This window comes from Nostoc sp. FACHB-892, from assembly GCF_014698795.1.
GTDB lineage: Bacteria > Cyanobacteriota > Cyanobacteriia > Cyanobacteriales > Nostocaceae > Nostoc.
Window position 1 is genome coordinate 115,693 of record NZ_JACJTR010000004.1, and the last position, 21,307, is coordinate 136,999.

Here is a 21,307-nt window from a genome sequence, read left to right on the forward strand (position 1 = left end):
ATACCACTTCTGGTAAAACACTCTGCACCTACTTTACATCCAACTTGTGTATACACGGTAGCCTCGCTTGCCGGGAACTCTGTGCCCCCTCTGGGGATTAGAGGCAGCAGGGTAGTTTCATACGAAAAAAGAAAAATACATAAGTCTTGATTTCTCGTTTTGTGGCATAGCTTATTACCCCACTTCCATTCCTCTCCCCCCGTGTGGGAGAGGCTTTGAAACGCAGTTTTAGTTTTTTCTCTGCTTGTATCAAACCACCCTGCCTTTCCCGATGCGGGAAGGGGGAAATTCAAAGTCTCTCTCCTTTTAGGAGAGATTTAGAGAGAGGTTTTCCAGATGCCGTAAAAGTCAGGGGGTTCTTCGGCAGCAAATATCCTAATTAGCATCAAAGCAGCACAGGATTCTGCACTGGCTACTTTAGTATTATTTAACTTAACAAATTTTAATAAATATGGTTTCGGCATCGTATCAAAATGTGTAAAGGCATAACGATGCAAAAAGCTAATCTGCGTAACCCGTTTACGCAAGCTTAAAGATTAGTTAACTACAACCAACTGTCTCAATATGTGCAAAACATTCATAGGACAACCAGCAAAATTATCAGTAAGCTGATGCGCGCCTAAATTGTATAAACACTCTTTACGGTCGTTAACTGTTGACGGTTATCAGTCATCAGCCTTCATGTGAATGTTCAAGTTAAATGCGTAACAGCTTATCACTGAAGTTGCTTAGATTTGCCTAAGTTATAGATGAAAAGTGGGCTGGGCGCTAAAAACAACCGGGAGAATAAGAACTCAGTACTCCTAAGTCAGCACTGGCTCAAGCATAGCTATCCGCTAGCAGCACTTAGCACTTCTGAATGCGGTTATGATCAAAGAGGCTAGGAAAATAACTTTTTGGCCAAGATACCTCTTGAATTGTAAGCTACTTTTTTTAATGACTTTTCTAATGGAAATTACTGAATTGTTTGAATTTTCAATTGGACGATCGCGATCGCAGCATAGCGCTGATTATTTAGCATTTGCCCACCTTGAGCAGGTGCGTTATAACATCGAGCCTCTATCCGTCAATAAGTCTGCGGTGGTAGAAATTTGTTTAGATAAATCTAGATAGAGGTATAGATATTAAAATTCACGAGCAAGTATAAGGGTTAACCTCTTAGCCCTTTGCGGTTTGAAAAATGGGAAAGTTTTGCTGATTAATTATGTGCGGTGAGCGCCTTATGTTGATTCAGCTTGAATCTATTAAATCTAAAATGTTACCTCCACAAGCTGAAAAAAAAATGCGCTGCTGGATTCGCAGTCGCCACTTGATTTGTTCGGGCAACTTTTTTATATTCGAGACATTAGAATACACGACCATTGAGAGATTTTCTGAATGTGTCGCTTCTTTAGGAGGAACAGTAATATCCGTTGATCCGATTAATAAGATTTGGATGGGCGATCATCGCCAGGTGATCTTGTATCAGGCAAAAGCTAGTTTACATACGCCTCATCATACTTTAAAACAATACTGGATAAAATCCGGTAGTGCATACACTAAATTTGATGAGCGTGCTTGAGATTTACTATCCTGCGGAAAAGGTTCTGACAGGCGTTTACACTCCAATTCAAAATTAAAAACTTAATTTTGAATTTTAAATACTCCCCAAGGGGATTGACGGCTAATTGTTAATGTCTAATTGCTAATTTTTTTATAATGATTAGCTGTTAGTTATTACCAGTTAGCCGTCTCAGTTTATTAGAGAATATAACTAAAAAACTTCCTAAGACATAAACGACAAACGCTTTAGCAGAAGTTAAAAATGTAGCGTAGTTTAACTCGTAATATAAGCATCGCGTGCAATAATTCTAGAAAGTGCGTAGACGCGTAGCAGCTTGTCGCAAGACATCGCCTCAAAACTTCACCAACTCCAAATCGCGTTCCGCCCGTTGGATGGCTCCCTCTTTTAACTGTTCTCTAAGATTCACTAAGGCTTTTTGAGCAAGAGAAAAGGGTTAGAGAAGAGATGGCGATCGCTTATAATTACAGCAGTTGCCAGTTAAGGTTAAGACATAACCTTATCGTAAAACCCTTACACCATAATATTTTCAAGCCTGTTGCCTGTTACCTGCTATATCTGCAATTGCGATCGCGTTCGAGGTGCTTAGGCGATCGTACAGTGCCGGAGGCGGACGCTAGGAAAGCTTGTAGAATTTGTTAGTTAATAGGGTAGGCATCATTTACCAAAGAAAGGCAGAGGGCAGAAGGCAGAGGGCATAAGGAAGAAAATATACTTTTTGCCCGACGCCTTCATGGTTTAAAGCCCCTAAATTTATTTATGAAAAAAAGACAAAATTATGTATAACGAGTGGCGCAGCGCAAGAAATACTACGTCCCTATTGAATCCCCTAAATTGATTTATGGGGTTTCCCTTCTGCCTCCTGCCTCCTGCCTTCTGCCTTCTCAACGAATCCCTATTGGTAAGAGATCAAGATGGTACAAACACCCGCTAGTCCAGAAACCGAAACCCTATTGATTGAGTTGCCTAAGTCGATTGGGCTGTATGTTACCCAAGAACAGTTTGCTGCTTTAGCCGCAGCCAACCGAGAGTTGAGACTGGAAAGAACCGCACAAGGAGAATTAATAGTGAACCCACCAACAGGCTGGGAAACTGGAGAGCGAAATTGCAGTATTTCGGGAGAATTGTATTTGTGGTGGCGTAATGCGGGTGAACCTGGTAAGGTCTTTGACTCTTCTACAGGCTTCATTTTACCCAATGGTGCGACTCGCTCCCCCGATGCCTCTTGGGTGAGTGGAGAACGATGGCAGGCGCTTACTTCGGCACAAAAAGGAACGTTTGCTAATATCTGCCCCGATTTTGTGGTTGAGTTACGCTCTAGTTCAGATACCCTCAAGTCCCTGCAAGATAAATTGAGGGAGTATATCGACAATGGCGCTAAACTTGGTTGGTTAATCGATCCGCAGCAACGACGGGTGGAAATTTATCGACTGGCTAAGGATGTGGAAGTGTTGGAGAATCCGGGAGAATTGTCGGGTGAAGCAGTGTTGCCGGGTTTTGTCTTGAATTTGCGACGGGTGTGGGATTGAAAGCATCTTGCTCGCTACGGTTAATTAACGCGTAGCTTGCTTCTTGCTGGAGGCGAGTATTGTGAATTAAAAATTACGAATTACGAATTACTTAATATCATCACAGAGACGCTTGTCGCTCTCACTCAAATTCGGGTTATTCTGCAAATAATCATGCAGCCAATTGCAACCCCGCACCAACAATCGGTCTAAATTATCCACAGGCCACAACCGCGCTGTCCCGTCTTGTGATGCCGTGGCGATGGTTTTGCCGTCCGGGCTGAAACTCACACCCCAGACTATGCCTTGATGCCCTTTGAATTCTTGTAGCAGTTGCCCGTTGAGCGTCCACAACCGCGCTGTCCCGTCTTGTGATGCCGTGGCGATGGTTTTGCCGTCCGAGCTGAAACTCACACTATAGACTATGCCTTGATGCCCTTTAAATTCTTGTAGCAGTTGCCCGTTGAGCGTCCACAACCGCGCTGTCCCGTCTTGTGATGCCGTGGCGATGGTTTTGCCGTCCGGGCTGAAACTCACACTGTTGATTTCGCCTTGATGCCCTTTGAATTCTTGTAGCAGTTGCCCGTTGAGCGTCCACAACTGCGCTGTCTTGTCAGATGATGCCGTGGCGATGGTTTTGCCGTCCGGGCTGAAACTCACACTGTTGATTTCGCCTTGATGCCCTTTGAATTCTTGTAGCAGTTGCCCGTTGAGCGTCCACAACCGCGCTGTCTTGTCATCTGATGCCGTGGCGATGGTTTTGCCGTCCGGGCTGAAACTCACACTCCAGACTATGCCTTGATGCCCTTTAAATTCTTGTAGCAGTTGCCCGTTGAGCGTCCACAACCGCGCTGTCTTGTCAGATGATGCCGTGGCGATGGTTTTGCCATCCAGGCTGAAACTCACACTATAGACTCTGCCTTGATGCCCTTTGAATTCTTGTAGCAGTTGCCCGTTGAGCGTCCACAACCGCGCTGTCTTGTCAGATGATGCCGTGGCGATGGTTTTGCCGTCCGGGCTGAAACTCACACTATAGACTCTGCCTTGATGCCCTTTGAATTCTTGTAGCAGTTGCCCGTTGAGCGTCCACAACCGCGCTGTCTTGTCAGATGATGCTGTGGCGATGGTTTTGCCGTCCGGGCTGAAACTCACACCCCAGACTATGCCTTGATGCCCTTGGAACTGGTTACGTTCTTTAATTTTATTGAGAATAGTATCCAAAGCAAAAATAGGGCTAACAGCTGGATATTTTTCTAAAGGGCGACCATGTTTTACTAAAGTTTTTAACTCTTTACCACTCCGCACTACTGCCACCAGCGATTCTAACTCGGTATACTCAAATTGTTTTAAAGCATTGACACCTGCCCGTTCTAATTCCGTTCCCTTTTGTGCTTCTTCACGTGCTGCTTCTGCTTCTTCTGTTGCTTTCTGTGCTTGTGCAAGTTTTGCTTCCGCTTGTTCAAGAGTGGTTTGGACTTGTTGTAATTTTACCTCAACAGTTTTAATTTCTTCCCTTACCGTTTTAATTTTTTCCTCTGCTTGCAAGCGTTGTTCTCGCTCTCTAGCAAGTTCTGCTAATATTTCATTACCCTGTTGCTGACGAATGAACGACACAAGGTAATCATGCACCAGTTGATAACGGTCAGCCGGAGATTCTGGTAACAGCAATACTAACCTTGATGCCACAAAAATCTCTAACACCAAATCGAGTTTATCGGCTTCTGCTACCAAATCTGCGGCTAACTCAGCACGAGTCTTTAGGGGACGAGTACCATTTTCATCTGTAAGTAAATATAAAACCAGTCGCGCAACTTGTTCATTCTCCGCGCCACAATCATGGATGACTTCTTCTAAAAATCGCTCAACCAGTTTTTCTTTTGTACCAAACTGACGATAACTATCTAAACTTATAATTTTCTCAGTTTGCAGTTGCGTTCCCACAATTTGTAGCTCAATCGGGCGTACCTCACCCAAATCACCTGCTAAATCTCGCACTAATTCATCAATCAATGCAGGCTCAAGATAAAATTGAGAACGTTCTGTTAAACTCTGCACCACAGCCTTCGCATCGGCTGGCGAAAAGTTACCCAAGTAATAACGAATATTTTTATCGAGAATATTATTATTAATTGCAGTTAAATTAAACAGACGTTCTAACTCTAATAAATAATGTAAATAATCTTCCCGCAAAGACAGAATTACCTTGACAAAAGGAATATCTAGACAAACTCGCAAAAAATCATAAAATGTTCGTCGTTGACCTTGGTCTGAATAAACAAAGAAAAACTCTTCAAACTGGTCAAACATTAAAACCGTCAACAAATTCCGGTCAGCATTTCTCCGTAATTGTTCTAAAATAGCTGCTGAAGAATCAAGATTAGCAAATAATTCTTTACCTCTGACTTCCTCAAAAGCCTTAGATAAACACTGCCCCAACATCCCTACCCAATCTGTATAAACTCGCAACAAAATAGGTAAAGCATCTCGCTCACCAATTGCTTCTTGTTGCAGCGCCGGAATTAAACCACCCTGCAAAATTGAACTTTTCCCTACTCCTGACTGACCATGAATTACAGTCAATTTATGCTCAGTCCCGCCAATTCTTTCTCGCAACCGCTTCACATCTTGTCCCCGTCCAGAAGCGGCAATTTCTTGAGCAATTGTTTCCGGGTTTTCGACTTGCGACTGTGCAGAATGAATTGCCTGTCGTTGCGGGTTAAGATAAGATGCACCAACAAAGGCGCGAAAACCATACTGCTGTTCAATTTGTAGTTGTTCTTGCTTAATATAAAAAGCTTTGAGATATTCACCTTCCCCAAAGTAGAGTGAGCGTAACCTCTCTAATATGGATATATATAAATATGGGTTGTAGTGATGATTACTTTCTTTTTTTGCCGTTTCTAAATTAGTAATTGCTGCTTTAACTTGACCTAAAGCCTGCTGCGACTTAGCTAAAATAAACCGATATAATCCAAATTCGTCTGATTTAATATTAGGAATATCAGCTAATATTTGTAATGTTTGCCCCGCGAGTTGATTAGCTTCATCCCAGCGTGACTGCTCTAAAGCTACCTCTGCCAAAAAACCATAATCTTTAGCCAATTGCAACGATGTGCCATAATTCTGATGTAGCGGCAGAGATTTCTCAACAAGGCTTTGCAACTCTGTCCATGCTTGCAGATGTCGCAGAACTTCACCCAGTTTAGTAATATGTTTTGCTACTAAATCTGAACGTTGCGCTAGTTCAAAAATCTCAATAGCTTGCTGAAGGTAATTTTTAGACTCATGCCAATAGCGTTGATTTTCTGTCTGATTTTTTTCAGCTTGGCGGTTATACACCAAAGCAATATTAACAAATAATATACCTTGTCGTTCTAAATAGTTATTTTGCTGCCAAAACCTCAAACTTTCTTGATAATCTGCCAAAGCAGAATCTATCTGGTCATGTAGATAATTATTTAAACCAAGCACAAACTTTAAACTTGCTTGAAGCGCTGGTTCTAATACTTCTCCTCGATTTTGCAAATCTTTACGAGCGGTTTCTAGTTCCCAACACATTTGGGGATTAGGCGCTACCTCATCAGCAAAAATTTCATCAGTTTTTTGCTGGAGAAGGTTTACTAAATCATCAGTAGGGTTTTCAAACTCAATAATAGTTGCCCAATTCTCTAAATCAGTTGCCAATCGAATAAACTTTTGCAGAACTGAATCATTAACCCACAACAATATCGGAAACGGAAAATTCTTTTTAAACTCCTCCCGTACTTGGTTAGCCGAAGCTAGAACTGTCTCAACATCTTTAACCAACTCCAAACCAAAAACCATCAATGCAGGTGGCTGTTCATCTCCAATTTGTTCGCGTATATTTGTGTAAAGCGTTTTAACTGATGCAGGTAAAATAATTTCGCTAATATGTATAGGAGATAATTGGTGCAGACGTTCCACCATACGCTGACGTAAAGCAGTATAATTACAGCGCAGCAAAATCAGCGAAAATTCTCCTTGAGAAAAAGTAATTGTTCGCACCAGAGTTTGCAATGAATGCTCATTGTCAAAGGGTAAATTTTCTGGCTCTTGCTGATTACTCATAACATAGATAATTTACCTTATATTAACTGTTTGTATAATTACATCATGCAAGTAGGGGGCAGTCGGCAGAAGGATGATTTTTGTTAGTTGTAGGCTGTAGTTGTGAAAATTACAACTGATATCGCTCCCATGAAGACAGCTACGGTGTACACACATCTTTTTGCTGGGTGCAAAATGTGTATCGATCCCCCTAAATCCCCCGATAAATTGGGGGACTTTGAGAGCTTTTTGCCCCCCTTTTTAAGGGGGGTTGGGGGGATCAAAGCCTGTGGTGCAACTCTAGAAGACTTGTGTGTACACCGTAGCATGAAGACAAAGACCGCTCCCGCGAAGACAAAAACCGCTCCCATGAAGACAAAGACCACTCCCATGAAGACTGAGACCACTCCCATCACGACAAAGACCGCTCCCATGAAGACTGAGACCACTCCCATCACGACAGAGACCGCTACCGCGAAGACAGAGACCACTCCCATCACGACAGAGACCGCTACCGCGAAGACAGAGACCACTCCCATCACGACAGAGACCGCTACCGTGAAGACTGAGACCGCTCCCATCACGACAGAGACCACTCCCGTGAAGACTGAGACCGCTCCCATGAAGACTGACATGCTTAACGTTATAGCATTTCACAAAATACTCAATTCATAACCTAAATTCCTTGGCCTCAGCCAAAATTGGATTGATATCAAACCAAGAACCATCCTGATTCCGGTATTCAAATACAAACATACTGCGGAGCAAAAGTTCGTATCTTTCATGACCCCTTAAGTTTTTGTCTTGCGCTACCTCACGCAGTAATTCCCATTCATCGGGCGTAATTGCCAAACTTAGCTCATTGCGGCGTTGTTTAATCACCCTATTTACACACTCCCGCGACAGAGGTGGGTCTTCTTGCTGAAGACAGCGAAATAATAACATTAGCAAATTACGCAAATGACCGCCGCTAACTCGGCAAAGTCTCTCTAAAGTATCAGGACTATCAAAAACCTCAGTAATTAAATTTCGACTTTGTTCCCAACTAACACCAGGAAAAGCCCTCGCCATAACCATCTGTTGCAGTAGCGTGATTCCTTGTGAGAATTGTGAACTATCTTGTAACTGCACAGGAACCATCGGCAAAACCTTGGGGTCTACGCCAAAGCGATTTGTTAACCTACCTAAAGCGTTGGAAAAAATCAACACTAACGGAATGGTATAAACAACATGACAATTTAGCTGATTTAACTGTTCACCGCGTTCTACAAAGAGATATTCTGGCTGGTAATAACCCGAAGGCTTCAAAGAATTATCCACTCTGTCGAGATTATCTATAATTACCACCAGTCCTTTTTTACCTTCCTGCTTGAGTTTTTCTCTCGCAGGCTTGAGCAATTCTTTGTTGATTGATTCTAAAATGCCATTGGTGCGCGGTTCTAAATATTGTCGCAACTGACCGCGAAGTTTGGGACTATCTTTAGTTTTGGCAGTAATCTTGGCAATACCTACAGATAATTCAGCCTCTACCCCAATATCTAAAGGCGTTTGCAAAAACTCAGAAATTTCCGTAAACAGATTTTTAAAGTATCCTGGTTTGAGATTAATTTTTATTGCTTCCAGGCTTTGACTCACCTCACGAGCTACTGCCAATAAAATATCTGTAACATCAATATCAGCCATATCTAGGCTTTGGCTAGACTCAAAATAAACCACATGAAATCCCTGCTGCTCTAACTCTGCCTTTAGCCGTAGTAACTCAGTAGATTTGCCACAGCCTATATGTCCGGTAAATAATTGACAGGTAGGTTCTTCAGGTGAAAGGCGGGTAATAGTTCGCCCAAGTTCCTCAATAATTTTGGCACCACGCACTTTAGAGAAATCAATATAATATTGTTTATCCTCTGGTTTGCTTACAACTAAAGTCTTGCTAGGGTTGCAAGCTTTAAAAAACCTTGTTAAATCCAGTTTCATTACAAATCACCTGAAATTAGCCTGACACTCTTGCCCATCTCAGTGGTTATACAGACGGCAAAACCGCTATTTCGGAAAAAACTTCTTCAAAGCGGCTAATTAAGGACTTCCAATAAAAAATATCCAAGCAGTAAACATAGCATAACTATGCTACTCTGTCTGTGGTTTTCTAGCTTTACCAACAGATGACAGAAGGAAATGCATATCTGACTTTTCACGTTATGTGGAAAAGTCCACGAAAAACCTAACCCCTTTGCCGATGCGCGAAGGGGAAATTCAAAGTCTCTCTCCTAAAAGGCTGCGGTGTACACACAAGTCGTATTACCCCCCTTAATCCCCCCTTTATAAGGGGGGAAATGATATTTCCGGTTCGGTTCCCTCCCCTTTATAAGGGGAGGGTTAGGGTGGGGTAAAACCTTGGTTAATCAGCTATTTCAGACTTGTGTGTACACCGTAGCCTTTTAAAAGAGAGATTTAGAGAGAGGTTTTCCAGATGCCATGAAAAGTCAGAAATGCATATAGGTTGAGTTGGAGGTACAAGAACCCCACCCCAACCACCTCGCCACTCTTAGAGAGGTGGCTATGACATTAAAAAAAACTATAACGTAATAAGCAGATGTCTACAATTACAATTCCAACTTCTCACCCCGAATCGAATAATCTAACAACTCCATCGGGTGAATAACTGAAATTTTCTTACCTTGCAACTGCAAATGCTTAGTAATTTGCAAAGTACACCCCGGATTAGCAGAAGCAATTAACTCAGCACCAGTATTCAACAAATTCTGCACTTTTTGCTGACCCAATTCTTCAGAAACTTCTGGTTGGAGCATATTATAAACCCCAGCACTACCACAACATAAAGCCGCGTCTACTGGTTCTCTCAATTTCACCCCTGGAATTTGCCGCAATATCTGACGCGGTTGCACACTAATCTTTTGTCCATGTAATAAATGACAAGCATCTTGATAAACTAAATTCAAAGGTTTATCAGTCAGTGGCGAAAGTTTTGCTGTAAACCCAACAGTTGCCAAAAACTCTTGAGCATCTTTAACTTTAGCGGCAAAATCCCTTGCCTTTTCCCGATATTCTGGGTCATCTTCTAAAATGTGACCGTATTCTTTTAAAGTATGACCGCAACCAGCAGCATTGATAATTACAAAATCTACATCCGTCTTGGCAAAACTATCAATCATCTGCCTTGCTAAAGCTTTCGCCTGTTCTGTTTGTCCTTGGTGTTCAGGAAGCGCTGCACAACAACCTTGAGATTTGGGAATCACCACTTCACAACCATTCGCTGTTAAAACCCGCACCGTTGCTTCATTCACGGGAGAGAAAAATAGTCGTTGCACGCAACCCAAAATTACCCCAACTCGGTAGCGCTTTTCACCTTGGGCGCGAATAACAGTAGGCAAATTATCCTGAAAAGATTTGAGAGTAATTTCTGGTAGAATTGATTCCATTGCTGCCAAACGGGGGGAGATTTTATTGAGTAAACCCGTAGCGCGAAAGAATTTAGCAAAACCTAACTTTTGATAAACCAATAACGGAACTAATAAAACCCGTAAAAGATTGGGATAGGGAAACAGAGAAAATATTAGTTGACGAAAAAATTGGTCTGGCAAACTGCGGGGATAATTTCGTTCAACTTGGTGGCGGGTTGCAGAAATTAACTTGTCATACTGCACACCAGAAGGACAAGTACTCACACAAGCAAGACATCCCAAACAAGAATCAAAATGTTCTACAGTTGCCGTATTTAGAGCAATCTCACCCTCATTAATTGCATCCATTAAATAGATGCGTCCTCTAGGTGAATCCATCTCTTTGCCAAGCACCCGATAACTGGGACAAGTCGAGAGACAAAACCCACAATGGACACAACTATCAATCAACTTTGGCTCAGGCGGATGACTCTCATCAAACCCCTTCAAATTCTTTAAACTAGCCGTATTATTAACAGAATTATCTGAAACTTGCATTTTTCTCTCTTTCCCCTCTTCCTTTGCGTCCTTTGCGTCTACGCGGTTTGTTAAAACTAAATCCCACCCACAAACCGCCCAGGACTTAAAATATTTTTACTATCAAATTGTTCCTTAATACGGCGCATCAAGGGCAAAGCATTGCCAGTATAACCCCAAACATCTATTTGTTCTTTAACCGCCACTGGTGCTTCCAGAATTGTTAAAAAACCACTACTTGCTTGAGTGCGGTCGCTTCCAGCGGAGCGTAGCTCATCGCGCACTTTCAAAACTTGATTTTTATCCTCTAATTGTAACAAACCCAAACCACTACTTATATGAATTAAACCCAACTCCACCTGAGTCAAAATTTCCACAGCAGCAGTAGGTAACACTCCTATTTTGCAAGTAATTACAGATTCTGTGGGAGTAGTATGTATTCGTTCTTGCAATCTTTGCCATAGATTAGCCTCATCACCATCTGCAAAAATTGCCCCGTTTAAACCTAACTTTTGCCCTACTCCCAAAACTCGGTTTGACTGTTCCTTAACACTCTCACTAATACTTTGAAAGCGGGCAATTAATCCCAGTCCTTCACCCAAACCTAAGCTGGACACCAATTTAGTTGATAGCAAATCAGCCTGAACTGGTGTTAATGCCGAACCTCGAAGAATATCAGCCGCTCGGGATACAGCCTCTGCACTGCCGGTTAGTACTACCGTCCCCGATGCCTCTGGTAGCGGATATACGCGAAAAGTTAGTTGACTAATAAAGCCTAACGTACCATAAGACCCAGTAAGCAACTTCATCAAGTCATATCCGGCAACATTTTTAACTACTCTTCCCCCAGCTTTAGCGATTTGCCCATCAGCACGCACAAAGGTAATACCTAGTAACTGGTCGCGCACACTACCATAACGTTGTCGCAGAGAACCTGTATCGCCTGTGGCAACAATACCGCCAATGGTTGCTGACTCTGGTGCTGTAGGGTCAAGGGCAAGAAATTGCCGCGACTTTGCTAAGAGTGCTTGCAAATCAGAGAACTTCATCCCAGGTTCTACTGTGACAGTCAAATCCCCAACAGCGTGTTCAATCAGTTGGTTGATGCGTTCTGTACTAACTACGACATTAACGCCCTTAGCTAAACCGCCCCAGCTAAGTTTACTGCCACTACCACAGGGAAGGATGCGCCAGTTGTTAGTGTGAGCTGTAGCGATGACTGCGGCTAGCTGTTGTTGGGTGCGGGGATAAACGATACAACTGGGAGAATTTCCAGAAGCTATAGCTTGTTGGATAAGTTTTTGCTGCCCTATTTCTATATTTTCCCAAAGGCAAACAGCATTTTCTTCACCGACGATAGATGCAAAATCAGAAGCGCAGACGCCTTGCGGCCTGTCGTTAGACATCGCTTTCATTGAGTTTATTTTTTTACGCCCTACATCTAATTTACTGGCTAACCTGACCAAAAAAGCGCTGAGGTTATTTTAAGGGGTGGAGCTTTGCGTCCCTACTCCCCTTAGAGCCAACGATAGCGTGGTGGATTAACATTGTTCATATTTTCAACGCACGGGATTTCTTGTCTTCCCCTGCCCGTTTCCTTCTGTCTCTAGGGGGAATACAACAATGGCAGGTTTGCGTATATTAGTTTACTTGTCTCTAACCTTTTGTTAAATTAATCTTAATGTAAGCTAAACGTATTTGTTTACTGTACTTAGGTTATCAGCTACAAACTAGCCATTCAGCCCGCTAGGCATAGGTGCAAAGTTCCGTTCTGTCTGTAGGAGAAATAAAGCAATGGGGCCAATGTTTATTAATGCCAACGATTGGCCACATATAGCGTTTCGATTGTCTTTGGCGCTCCTGGTTGGTTGCTTGATTGGATTTAATCGTCAGCAAGGGGGTAGACCAGCAGGAATGAGAACATTTATGCTCGTAAGTATGGGGGCAGCAATATTCGTGATGATTCCTTTGCAGGCTGAGGGTGAGAGTCCCGATGATGCCGCCAATGCACTGAGTCGTACAATTCAAGGTGTAGCTACCGGGATAGGATTTCTCGGAGCCGGATTGATTTTACATGAATCCTCTAGAAAATCTGCGGCACCAAAGGTAAAAAATTTAACTACAGCCGCCTGTATCTGGACTGCGGCCGGTTTGGGGGCTGCGATCGGTTGTGGTCTGTGGCAAATGGGATTATTAGGAGGGTTGCTGACCCTGATTACCCTCAGTGGGGTAAAGCGGCTCAATGGCGCATTTGTATTTCTGACGAGTCAGGGTAAACAAGGGACGACTCAGAATTCAAAAACCATCTCTGATGAAGATGATGATTGACCGTCGGTACACATTTTAGGTGTACTTTTCAAAATCAATTCAAGATAATTTTTAGTTTCTTAGCTAACTTTAATCACCTGCTCAGGGCTAATTCAGAGCGTAGATGCATTAGCGAAGCGGTAGCGACGTTCGCGTAGCGTCTCGCAGAGAAGGAGCGTCAGCGGCTTGTCGTTCAAACATCGCTGATTATATAGCAGTTATGCTGGGGTGCAGTAGATTTTGACTTACTTCCATTCCTCTCTCTTTTTAGGCTACGGTGTACACATAAGTCTTCTAAAGTTGCACCACTGGCTTTTGATCCCCCCAACCCCCCGATAAATTGGGAGGCAAAAAGCTCTGAAAGTCCCCTTTAAAAAGGGGGATTTAGGGGGATCAATACACATTTTGCACCCAGCAAAAAGATGTGTGTATACCGTAGCTCTTTTTAGGAGAGAGGCTTTGAATCTTACTTCTATTCCCTCTCTTCTCTACGAGAGGCTTCTCTTTCAGAGACGCGAACGCGAACGCCAACGAGACGCTGCGCGAATGCAGGGAAGGGTTGGGGATTAGGTCTGTACCGCACTCAACTAAGAACCGCTATAGTCAACTAAGAGCAAAGGGAGCAGTTATTGCTAGAAGCAAGGGAGAGAACCCAATAAATAAATTTAGTTGTTCTAAAACCCTTACTCCCCTGCGTCTTTGATCATCAATGTAGGGAATCCCGTACTGGAGTTGATTGTCCAGTTAATCGGAAAATAGAAAATAATAGATAAATGGACAAACGATATTTTTTACAAGCTAGTGCAGTAATAGTCGGCACAGCATTGTTATCAAGGTATATTTACAACAATCAGGAGTCAGAAGCCATGACAACTTCTAAGAGTGGATTTGAAATTACTAAACCTGAAGAAGAATGGCGCACCATTTTAACACCAGAACAGTTTCGTGTATTACGTAAACACGGGACTGAACGCCCTCATACCAGCCCATTGGATAAGGAATACGACAATGGTACTTATTATTGTGCTGCGTGTGAACAGCCACTGTTTACCTCTGATACCAAATTTAACAGTGGTACTGGCTGGCCTAGCTTTTTTAACCCAATTGAAGGTGCGATCGCTACTACTGTAGATAGGTCGTTGTTTATGACCAGAACTGAAGTGCATTGTAGTCGTTGTGGTGGTCATCTTGGTCATGTTTTTGATGATGGTCCTGCACCCACTGGCAAGCGCTATTGCATGAACGGGGTTTCGTTGAAGTTTACTCCTGCCTAATTTAGTAGCCTAATAAATAGCTCATCGTAGACATCGCATTCATTAACGCCACATTCCTACACCGATTGTATGCAATACGGTGTAGGTAACTGAAATCCTCTAAATTTTCAGATTTTGAGGCTTGACCAAGGGTGAGTAAAGTTTGAGAATAACTTTTCCTACTCAATGCTACCGGACGAACTATTTTCAATATCAAGTAAATGCAACTCTTGGCCTTCGCTAGAGCTATCTACTTAAATTGTCCTATTTCTTTGGGTCGTTTTTATCCTTTTTGTCTTTGGGATCTTTTTTAGGTTTTTTAACTTCTTTATTACTTTTTCTTTCCTTCGACATCAGGGTTCTCCAATTAAGTTAGTGAAAATTTCCACATTCTGCCATTAGTAAATCAAGAGATGACTTACCTGATATTCTTTTAACGCAAAAAAGAAACTATCAGACATAAATGTTACTAACTATCATGATACGGTGTTGTTTGATTTAATGTAGCTTGAATCTATATCGCCAGAGCTTGCCCAAATTCCATAAAGACTTAGGTTACAGGGTGCAAAGGATAATTTTCTTTAGTGTCGTAACAATTGTCTATGAAGATGCACAGAATAAAAGACTTGAAACTCCATCCTAGACAAAGGAATTATTCTATGCAGGCTTACATAGGTTTCGTATCACCTGTAACCCATCCCGTTTTGAATTCCTAACTCCCTATACTATTGCTCCAACAACTTCATCCTCTGCCACCAACGATTTAGGGGATAATAGACTACAGGTGCCCACAGACTACTAAGAATGGCAGAGGCTAGGGCAACACGTTGATAATATGTCCAAATATCTGTGAACTTGCGCTCATCCCCTATCAAAGTTAATTGCAACCCAAAGATGGTTTCTGCTAGAACTGCCATAACAAAGACAATTACAGCGATCGAAATAAAATCTTCTTCGATAAAACGCTGTTTTTGGAGCAGACTAGTTAAAATTCCCACTATACCTAAACTGAGAGCATGAGTAGGGTTAGGTGATGTCATTGAATCTTGAAGTAGCCCCAGAACTATACCTGCCAATGCGCCAGCAAAAACTGTGCGTTTCACACTCCAAGCTACCACCCAAATTAATAGCCAGTTAGGGCCAATTCCCAATAATTCCATACCTGGCAGGCGAGTTGGTAATAACAGTAAACATAACAGTACAGAACTAGCCGTCACCATCCAACCCAGTAACTGACGTACACCAGGATGCCAACGAGAAAGTGGCTGGATTTGGAATTTCGATTTTCGTTCTGACGATTTTGGCTTTTTCTGCCTGCTGTGACTAAATGCAGGAATCTTCATTTTTCTATAGATTTTTTGAAGAATTTACTTAGACTTTTGCGGCACTTGATTTGCCGACTTTTGGGTTTCCAACTCTTGGTTTTCTAGCTTTGGATAAACAGCTACCCAATCGAGAGAGCGGATTGGTGGAAAAAGCTCAATTTTCGCCACTGATGCGGGGAGTTTCTTTAAATCCAGTGACTTTATGCGTCCTACTGCCAAGCCAGATGGATATTTCTGACTATAAGTAGATGTGGAAACTAAATCTCCTACTTTGACATTTGGGACTTTTTCATAAAACTCCAGCACAGCTTCGGCAGAAGAATCTCCTCGCAAAACACCTTTAGCTGCTGTGCGGCTAACGGATACACCCACTTGACTTTTGAGATCACTGATTAACAACACGCGGCTAGTATTGGGAGTTACACTCTCCACTAGACCCACCAATCCGCCATCTGCCTTGACTATAAAGCCTTCCTGAATCCCTGCATTCGTACCGCGATTTAAGGTAACCTGTTGCCACCACTGATCAGCACTACGTCCTATCACCCGCGCTGGAATTGGCCGTGATGCCAACGGCTCTTTTTCTACATAGCCTAATAAATCTTGTAGCTTTGTTTTTTGACTTTCCAAATCTACTATACGGGTTTGCAATTCCAATATCCGGGCATCTCTGAGACGTTCTTCTCGAGTTGGCCCTGACTGCAACATCTCTAACGGACGGGTAATTGCTTGGTATGTCTCAAGCACCAATTCACCTTGAGTTTGTCGCAATACCCAAGCACTACTAACTACTAAAGCTAACAACCCAATTTGTAACCCTTTATGATCCCACCAACGCCGTATTGTAACCATATATACCTTTATGCACTTACATAATTAAGTTCTACTTGGACTCTCTTTATATAGAACCCAAATAGAACTCAAATAGAACTCAAGTCTGATATTTTTTTGCTACATATTGCGAGAGCTTTCGGTGACAACTCGTTCTAACTGTTTGAAGTTTTCTAACACACGACCTGTTCCCAACACAACACAGGAAAGAGGATCGGCAGCAATGTGGGTCACAATCCCCGTTTCATGGCTAATGAGGGTATCTATGCCTTTGAGTAAAGCACCACCACCAGCTAACATAATACCTCTGTCAATAATGTCTGCTGCTAGTTCTGGAGGTGTACGTTCCAGTGTTCGCTTCACGGCTTCTATAATTACTGATAGCGGTTCCAACATACTTTCACGGATTTCTGGGCCTTTGATTGTTACAGTTCGTGGTAGACCAGAAAGCAAGTGTAAGCCTCGGATTTCCATCATGGCATCATTATCATCATTAGTAGGATAGGCAGAACCAATCCGAATCTTGATGTCCTCGGCAGTACGTTCACCAATGACTAAGTTATGAACTTTCTTAATATACTGAATGATAGATTCAGTCAGCTCATCTCCAGCAATGCGTACTGATTCGCTGATTACTGTACCTTGAAGACTCAGTACTGCAACTTCTGTTGTGCCACCACCAATATCGATGATCATGTTGCCAGTGGGTTCGGCAACAGGTAGTCCTGCGCCAATTGCCGCGGCTACAGGTTCATCGATTAAATACACTTTTCTTGCTCCTGCTTGGTGAGCCGCATCCATCACAGCTCGCCTTTCTACTCCTGTGACACCACTAGGAATACCAATGACAATTCGGGGTAAAATTAAAGATTTACCTTCATTTACACGCTGAATAAAGCTTTTGAGCATCAGCTCGGCTATATCGAAATCAGCGATTACACCATCACGCAAAGGGCGGAGGGCAATCACATTTCCAGGTGTACGACCGAGCATTTTTTTGGCTTCTTCTCCTACTGCTAGTGCTACCTTTTCGTTGACATCGATAGCAACTACAGAAGGCTCTTGCAATACAATACCTTTACCAGATACATAAACGAGGGTGTTAGCAGTACCGAGGTCGATACCCATATCCCATGATGTGCGAAAGTTCCTAAAAATACCCACGCGTTTCTAAGCCCCCTATGTGCGATACTTTTTGACTACAACGGTAAGATTTGATTTGATTATGTTTGTATCCTGAGTTGAGTAAACTAGACTATATATTTATATGATTCCCAGGAATATTTACTATGTCTCAGGTGTGTATGTTTTGATATTCTCTGGTTAACTTAGTATATCCGTATAATTTTATGTGTTTCTCCAAGTAGTATGTATAATTTTTCAAGTCAACTATATTGTTAACTGTTTAATACATTATTTTCAAGTGTTTCACAATTCGCTATGATGAAAGTCGGCATTTGTAAGTACGCTTGTACTAAGAGGTAACCCATATGAGTATCAATATTGTCACCCTTGTGGGTCGTGTAGGTAGCGACCCTGATATAAAATATTTTGAGTCTGGTAGTGTTAAGTGTAGATTGACACTAGCTGTAAAAAGGCGATCGCGCAACAGCGATGAACCTGACTGGTTCACTCTAGAATTATGGGATAAGACGGCCGAGGTAGCAGGTAATTACGTGCGTAAGGGAAGCCTAATTGGTATAAAAGGTTCCTTAAAGTTTGACTCATGGAGCGATCGCCAAACAGGAGCAAACCGTTCTACACCAATTATTAGAGTAGACCAACTAGATTTATTAGGCTCTAAGCGCGATGGAGAGAGCGGTGTAGCAGATATGTCTTCAGAACATTTTTAATTGGGCATTAGGTATTGGACATTGATAGTCCTTTGCCCTCACAAATGACAAAGGACTAATGACTAATAACTAATTTGCAGTGTCACGGATGCTTCTACTTGCTGTTCACCCCCAACAACAGGGGTGGAAGCATCTGCGTTGGCTAACTTTGCAGCCTCAGCCCTTAAAAACATCGGTGGTGGAGGCGCACTGGCATTATTAACTTGAATGCTCACCACTTCTTTGGATTTGAAACCCAAGGCACTGAAAACCGCATCAGCTTGCTGCTGGGCATCTTGAGTAGCTTCTTTTAATGCTTGTTTTTGAGCAGCCGCGATCGCTTCATCATTAGCAACAAAACTAATACCGTTAATTTGTGTCGCACCCGCTTTTACTGCATTATCCAATAATGTACCAGCTTTCTCAGTAGGAATCCTAAAACTTACAGTGTTATTGGCACCATAGCCTGTAATCCTCTGCACATTATTGGTGTAGCTGTAAACTGGATTAAGCTGAATACCAGTAGTTTGTAATTTTTCGACATTTTGGCTCTTGAGGAACGCAACTACAGCCGATGACCTCCGGGCGGCTTCTTGCTGTACCTCTTGGGCTGTTTTCCCCTGAATCTCCACTCCTAAACTAACCTGCGCCAAGGTTGTAGGAATTGTTTCAACTCCTCGACCACTGACACTGAGGGTTCGCCACAATTTGTCTTTTTCTTGCGCCAACGCAGGTAGTGTAAAAGTTGTACATAAAAGCATTGCTAAAGGCAGTATTTTCCACAACTTTCCATTGGGAAACTGAGAACCGGGTAAAGCAGCTCTAGTCATAAGATTTGCACTCCTCAAAGTATCCACAGATGTTTTGAATAAAGGTATATAGCAATTTTATGGTGACTGTTGACTCTCAACAGTCACCATAAGTTTTTCACAATTTAAGTGCGATCGCTAAATACGATTTGCATGTTCTTACTTTGACACTGCCATAGTTAAAACCTGAAATGGTTACATTTTTTGAAACTAAAAAATTACACCAATATAAAATTGCGTAAATCAACCACCCATTCCAAATCTATAAAATGTTTACGCCGTATACCTGTTTAAATTTTGAATTCTGAATTTTGAATTCGGATTACGTCACTATAGATAGACGTTTTTCAGAAACGCGTCAAAATCAAAGAGAAGGATTTTCAGAGAACCCATGCATTTGTTAGATCCAATCAACTTCTCTTTTCCTCTGCTGGCTACGGCAACGGAAGCCGCAGACAGTTCAATGGTAGTAGCAGCAGTGTTACTAAGCTTAGTAGTAGTTTATCTCGCCAGCAAAGTTGGTGGAGAGTTATCAAACCGAGTGGGTTTGCCTCCTGTCTTAGGCGAACTATTAGGTGGTGTGGTAGTGGGCATTTCTGTTTTCCACCTTTTAGTGTTTCCAGAAGGCAGCACAGACAGTTCTAACTCTTTGATCATGTCCTTCCTGCAAATCACTGCTGGTTTAACTCCTGAAGCCACTCCAGCGGTGTTTGCAGCTCAGTCTGAGGTGGTTTCGGTTTTAGCAGAATTGGGTGTGATCATCCTACTGTTTGAAATCGGCTTGGAGTCGAACTTAAAAGATTTATTGGCAGTCGGTATCCAAGCCACCATTGTCGCAGTAGTGGGGGTAGTAGTACCCTTTGCCGCTGGTACTGTGGGACTGATGACTTTGTTTGGTATTGGTGCTGTACCCGCAATTTTTGCAGGGGCAGCTTTGACTGCCACTAGTATCGGTATTACTTCCAAGGTGCTGTCAGAGTTGGGGCGACTCAATTCTAAAGAAGGGCAGATTATTTTGGGCGCTGCCGTAATAGACGACGTTTTGGGAATCATCGTTTTAGCGGTAGTTGCCAGCCTAGCTAAAGATGGCGTGGTGGATGTAAGCAAAGTCATCTATTTGATTATCAGCGCCACTGGTTTTATTTTGGGAGCAATCCTACTAGGCAATGTTTTCAATAAGTCCTTTGTGGCGATCGCTGATAAACTCAAAACACGCGGTGGACTGGTAATACCAGCATTTATCTTCGCCTTTGCTATGGCATACCTTGCCGCCGTCATCCACTTAGAAGCAATTTTGGGAGCTTTTGCGGCAGGTTTAGTCCTAGAAGAGACAGATAAGCGCAAACAACTGCAAAGCCAAGTCTGTCCGATTGCCGATATGTTAGTGCCAATTTTCTTTGTGACTGTTGGGGCAAAAACCGATTTGGGAGTATTAAACCCAGTAATTCCCGACAATCGAGAAGGTCTAATTATGGCAACTTTCCTGATCACAGTAGCCATTCTCGGTAAAGTAATCACAGGCTTAAGCGTGTTTGGTCAACCGGAAATCAACCGTTTAGCGATCGGTGTGGGGATGATTCCCAGGGGCGAAGTCGGATTAGTGTTTGCTGGTGTCGGCGCAGCCAGTGGCGCTCTCTCGAAACCATTAGGGGCGGCAATTATCATGATGGTTATCTTGACAACCTTTTTAGCTCCTCCCTTGTTACGATTTGTATTTCCAGATCCAAAAACCGTGGATGCAGGTTCAGACCAACTGATTTTAGACGGTTCCTCTGGAACCTCGTTGCTAATTGAACCACCTCAGTCGAGAGTGCCAGCATCAAATGATAGTGGCAATTTGGAAGTAACCCCAGAATCTGGCGATCGCTAATCAAAGTC

17 protein-coding genes are annotated in these 21,307 nt (G+C 42.6%); 7 read left to right on the plus strand and 10 right to left on the minus strand.

The window, feature by feature from the left end; all coding sequences use genetic code 11:
* Window positions 1-317 precede the first annotated feature (317 nt).
* Complete coding sequence (locus H6G96_RS40910; protein ID WP_206757664.1) at window positions 318-464, minus strand: hypothetical protein; 147 nt, start codon at window positions 462-464, stop codon at window positions 318-320.
* A 472-nt stretch (window positions 465-936) separates the two neighbouring features.
* Between H6G96_RS40910 and H6G96_RS07340 the strand changes: the two genes are divergently transcribed.
* The 3 genes from H6G96_RS07340 to H6G96_RS07350 all read left to right on the plus strand — a co-directional run bounded on the left by H6G96_RS07340 (window position 937) and on the right by H6G96_RS07350 (window position 3,090).
* Entirely contained in the window at window positions 937-1,113 is a 177-nt protein-coding gene (locus tag H6G96_RS07340; RefSeq protein ID WP_206757665.1) for a hypothetical protein, read from the plus strand.
* 109 nt (window positions 1,114-1,222) lie between these two features.
* Window positions 1,223-1,561, plus strand: a complete 339-nt coding sequence (locus H6G96_RS07345; protein WP_190910840.1) for a CpeR family transcriptional regulator — start codon at window positions 1,223-1,225, stop codon at window positions 1,559-1,561.
* A gap of 914 nt (window positions 1,562-2,475) precedes the next feature.
* Window positions 2,476-3,090, plus strand: a complete 615-nt coding sequence (locus H6G96_RS07350; RefSeq protein WP_190910841.1) for a Uma2 family endonuclease — start codon at window positions 2,476-2,478, stop codon at window positions 3,088-3,090.
* An 87-nt stretch (window positions 3,091-3,177) separates the two neighbouring features.
* On the opposite strand, the gene H6G96_RS07355 is transcribed toward H6G96_RS07350, so the two are convergent.
* The 5 genes from H6G96_RS07355 to H6G96_RS07375 form a co-directional block, all read right to left on the minus strand.
* Complete coding sequence (locus H6G96_RS07355; RefSeq protein ID WP_190910842.1) at window positions 3,178-7,158, minus strand: PD40 domain-containing protein; 3,981 nt, start codon at window positions 7,156-7,158, stop codon at window positions 3,178-3,180.
* A gap of 83 nt (window positions 7,159-7,241) precedes the next feature.
* Complete coding sequence (locus tag H6G96_RS07360; protein WP_190910843.1) at window positions 7,242-7,772, minus strand: hypothetical protein; 531 nt, start codon at window positions 7,770-7,772, stop codon at window positions 7,242-7,244.
* A 34-nt stretch (window positions 7,773-7,806) separates the two neighbouring features.
* Window positions 7,807-9,111: a P-loop NTPase fold protein gene (locus H6G96_RS07365; protein WP_190910844.1), complete on the minus strand. Its 1,305-nt coding sequence runs from the start codon at window positions 9,109-9,111 to the stop codon at window positions 7,807-7,809.
* A gap of 626 nt (window positions 9,112-9,737) precedes the next feature.
* Window positions 9,738-11,093, minus strand: a complete 1,356-nt coding sequence (locus H6G96_RS07370) for a (Fe-S)-binding protein (protein WP_190910845.1) — start codon at window positions 11,091-11,093, stop codon at window positions 9,738-9,740.
* A gap of 56 nt (window positions 11,094-11,149) precedes the next feature.
* Entirely contained in the window at window positions 11,150-12,487 is a 1,338-nt protein-coding gene (locus tag H6G96_RS07375) for an FAD-binding oxidoreductase (RefSeq protein WP_190910846.1), read from the minus strand.
* A 379-nt stretch (window positions 12,488-12,866) separates the two neighbouring features.
* Here H6G96_RS07375 and H6G96_RS07380 point away from each other — a divergent pair, with 379 nt between their 5' ends.
* Entirely contained in the window at window positions 12,867-13,400 is a 534-nt protein-coding gene (locus H6G96_RS07380; RefSeq protein ID WP_190910847.1) for an MgtC/SapB family protein, read from the plus strand.
* 752 nt (window positions 13,401-14,152) lie between these two features.
* The gene (gene msrB, locus H6G96_RS07385; protein WP_190910848.1) at window positions 14,153-14,653 is read left to right on the plus strand and encodes a peptide-methionine (R)-S-oxide reductase MsrB; all 501 of its coding nucleotides are present in this window, start codon (window positions 14,153-14,155) and stop codon (window positions 14,651-14,653) included.
* 704 nt (window positions 14,654-15,357) lie between these two features.
* On the opposite strand, the gene mreD is transcribed toward msrB, so the two are convergent.
* The 3 genes from mreD to H6G96_RS07400 all read right to left on the minus strand — a co-directional run bounded on the left by mreD (window position 15,358) and on the right by H6G96_RS07400 (window position 17,916).
* Window positions 15,358-15,975, minus strand: a complete 618-nt coding sequence (gene mreD / locus H6G96_RS07390) for a rod shape-determining protein MreD (RefSeq protein ID WP_190910849.1) — start codon at window positions 15,973-15,975, stop codon at window positions 15,358-15,360.
* Window positions 15,976-15,999: 24 nt separating this feature from the next.
* Entirely contained in the window at window positions 16,000-16,809 is an 810-nt protein-coding gene (mreC, locus tag H6G96_RS07395) for a rod shape-determining protein MreC (protein WP_190910850.1), read from the minus strand.
* A 99-nt stretch (window positions 16,810-16,908) separates the two neighbouring features.
* Window positions 16,909-17,916 carry a rod shape-determining protein gene (locus H6G96_RS07400; RefSeq protein ID WP_190910851.1) on the minus strand — a complete coding sequence of 336 codons (1,008 nt, stop codon included), beginning with the start codon at window positions 17,914-17,916 and terminating at the stop codon, window positions 16,909-16,911.
* Between the two features lie 362 nt (window positions 17,917-18,278).
* On the opposite strand from H6G96_RS07400, the gene H6G96_RS07405 reads away from it, so the two are divergent.
* Complete coding sequence (locus tag H6G96_RS07405) at window positions 18,279-18,641, plus strand: single-stranded DNA-binding protein (RefSeq protein ID WP_190910852.1); 363 nt, start codon at window positions 18,279-18,281, stop codon at window positions 18,639-18,641.
* 62 nt (window positions 18,642-18,703) lie between these two features.
* Here the strand turns inward: H6G96_RS07405 and H6G96_RS07410 are convergent, their stop codons facing one another.
* Entirely contained in the window at window positions 18,704-19,450 is a 747-nt protein-coding gene (locus H6G96_RS07410; RefSeq protein WP_190910853.1) for an SIMPL domain-containing protein, read from the minus strand.
* Between the two features lie 370 nt (window positions 19,451-19,820).
* Here H6G96_RS07410 and H6G96_RS07415 point away from each other — a divergent pair, with 370 nt between their 5' ends.
* Window positions 19,821-21,299 (plus strand): cation:proton antiporter, encoded by a 1,479-nt coding sequence (locus H6G96_RS07415; protein WP_190910854.1) that lies wholly within the window; start codon window positions 19,821-19,823, stop codon window positions 21,297-21,299.
* The last annotated feature ends 8 nt before the right edge of the window (window positions 21,300-21,307 follow it).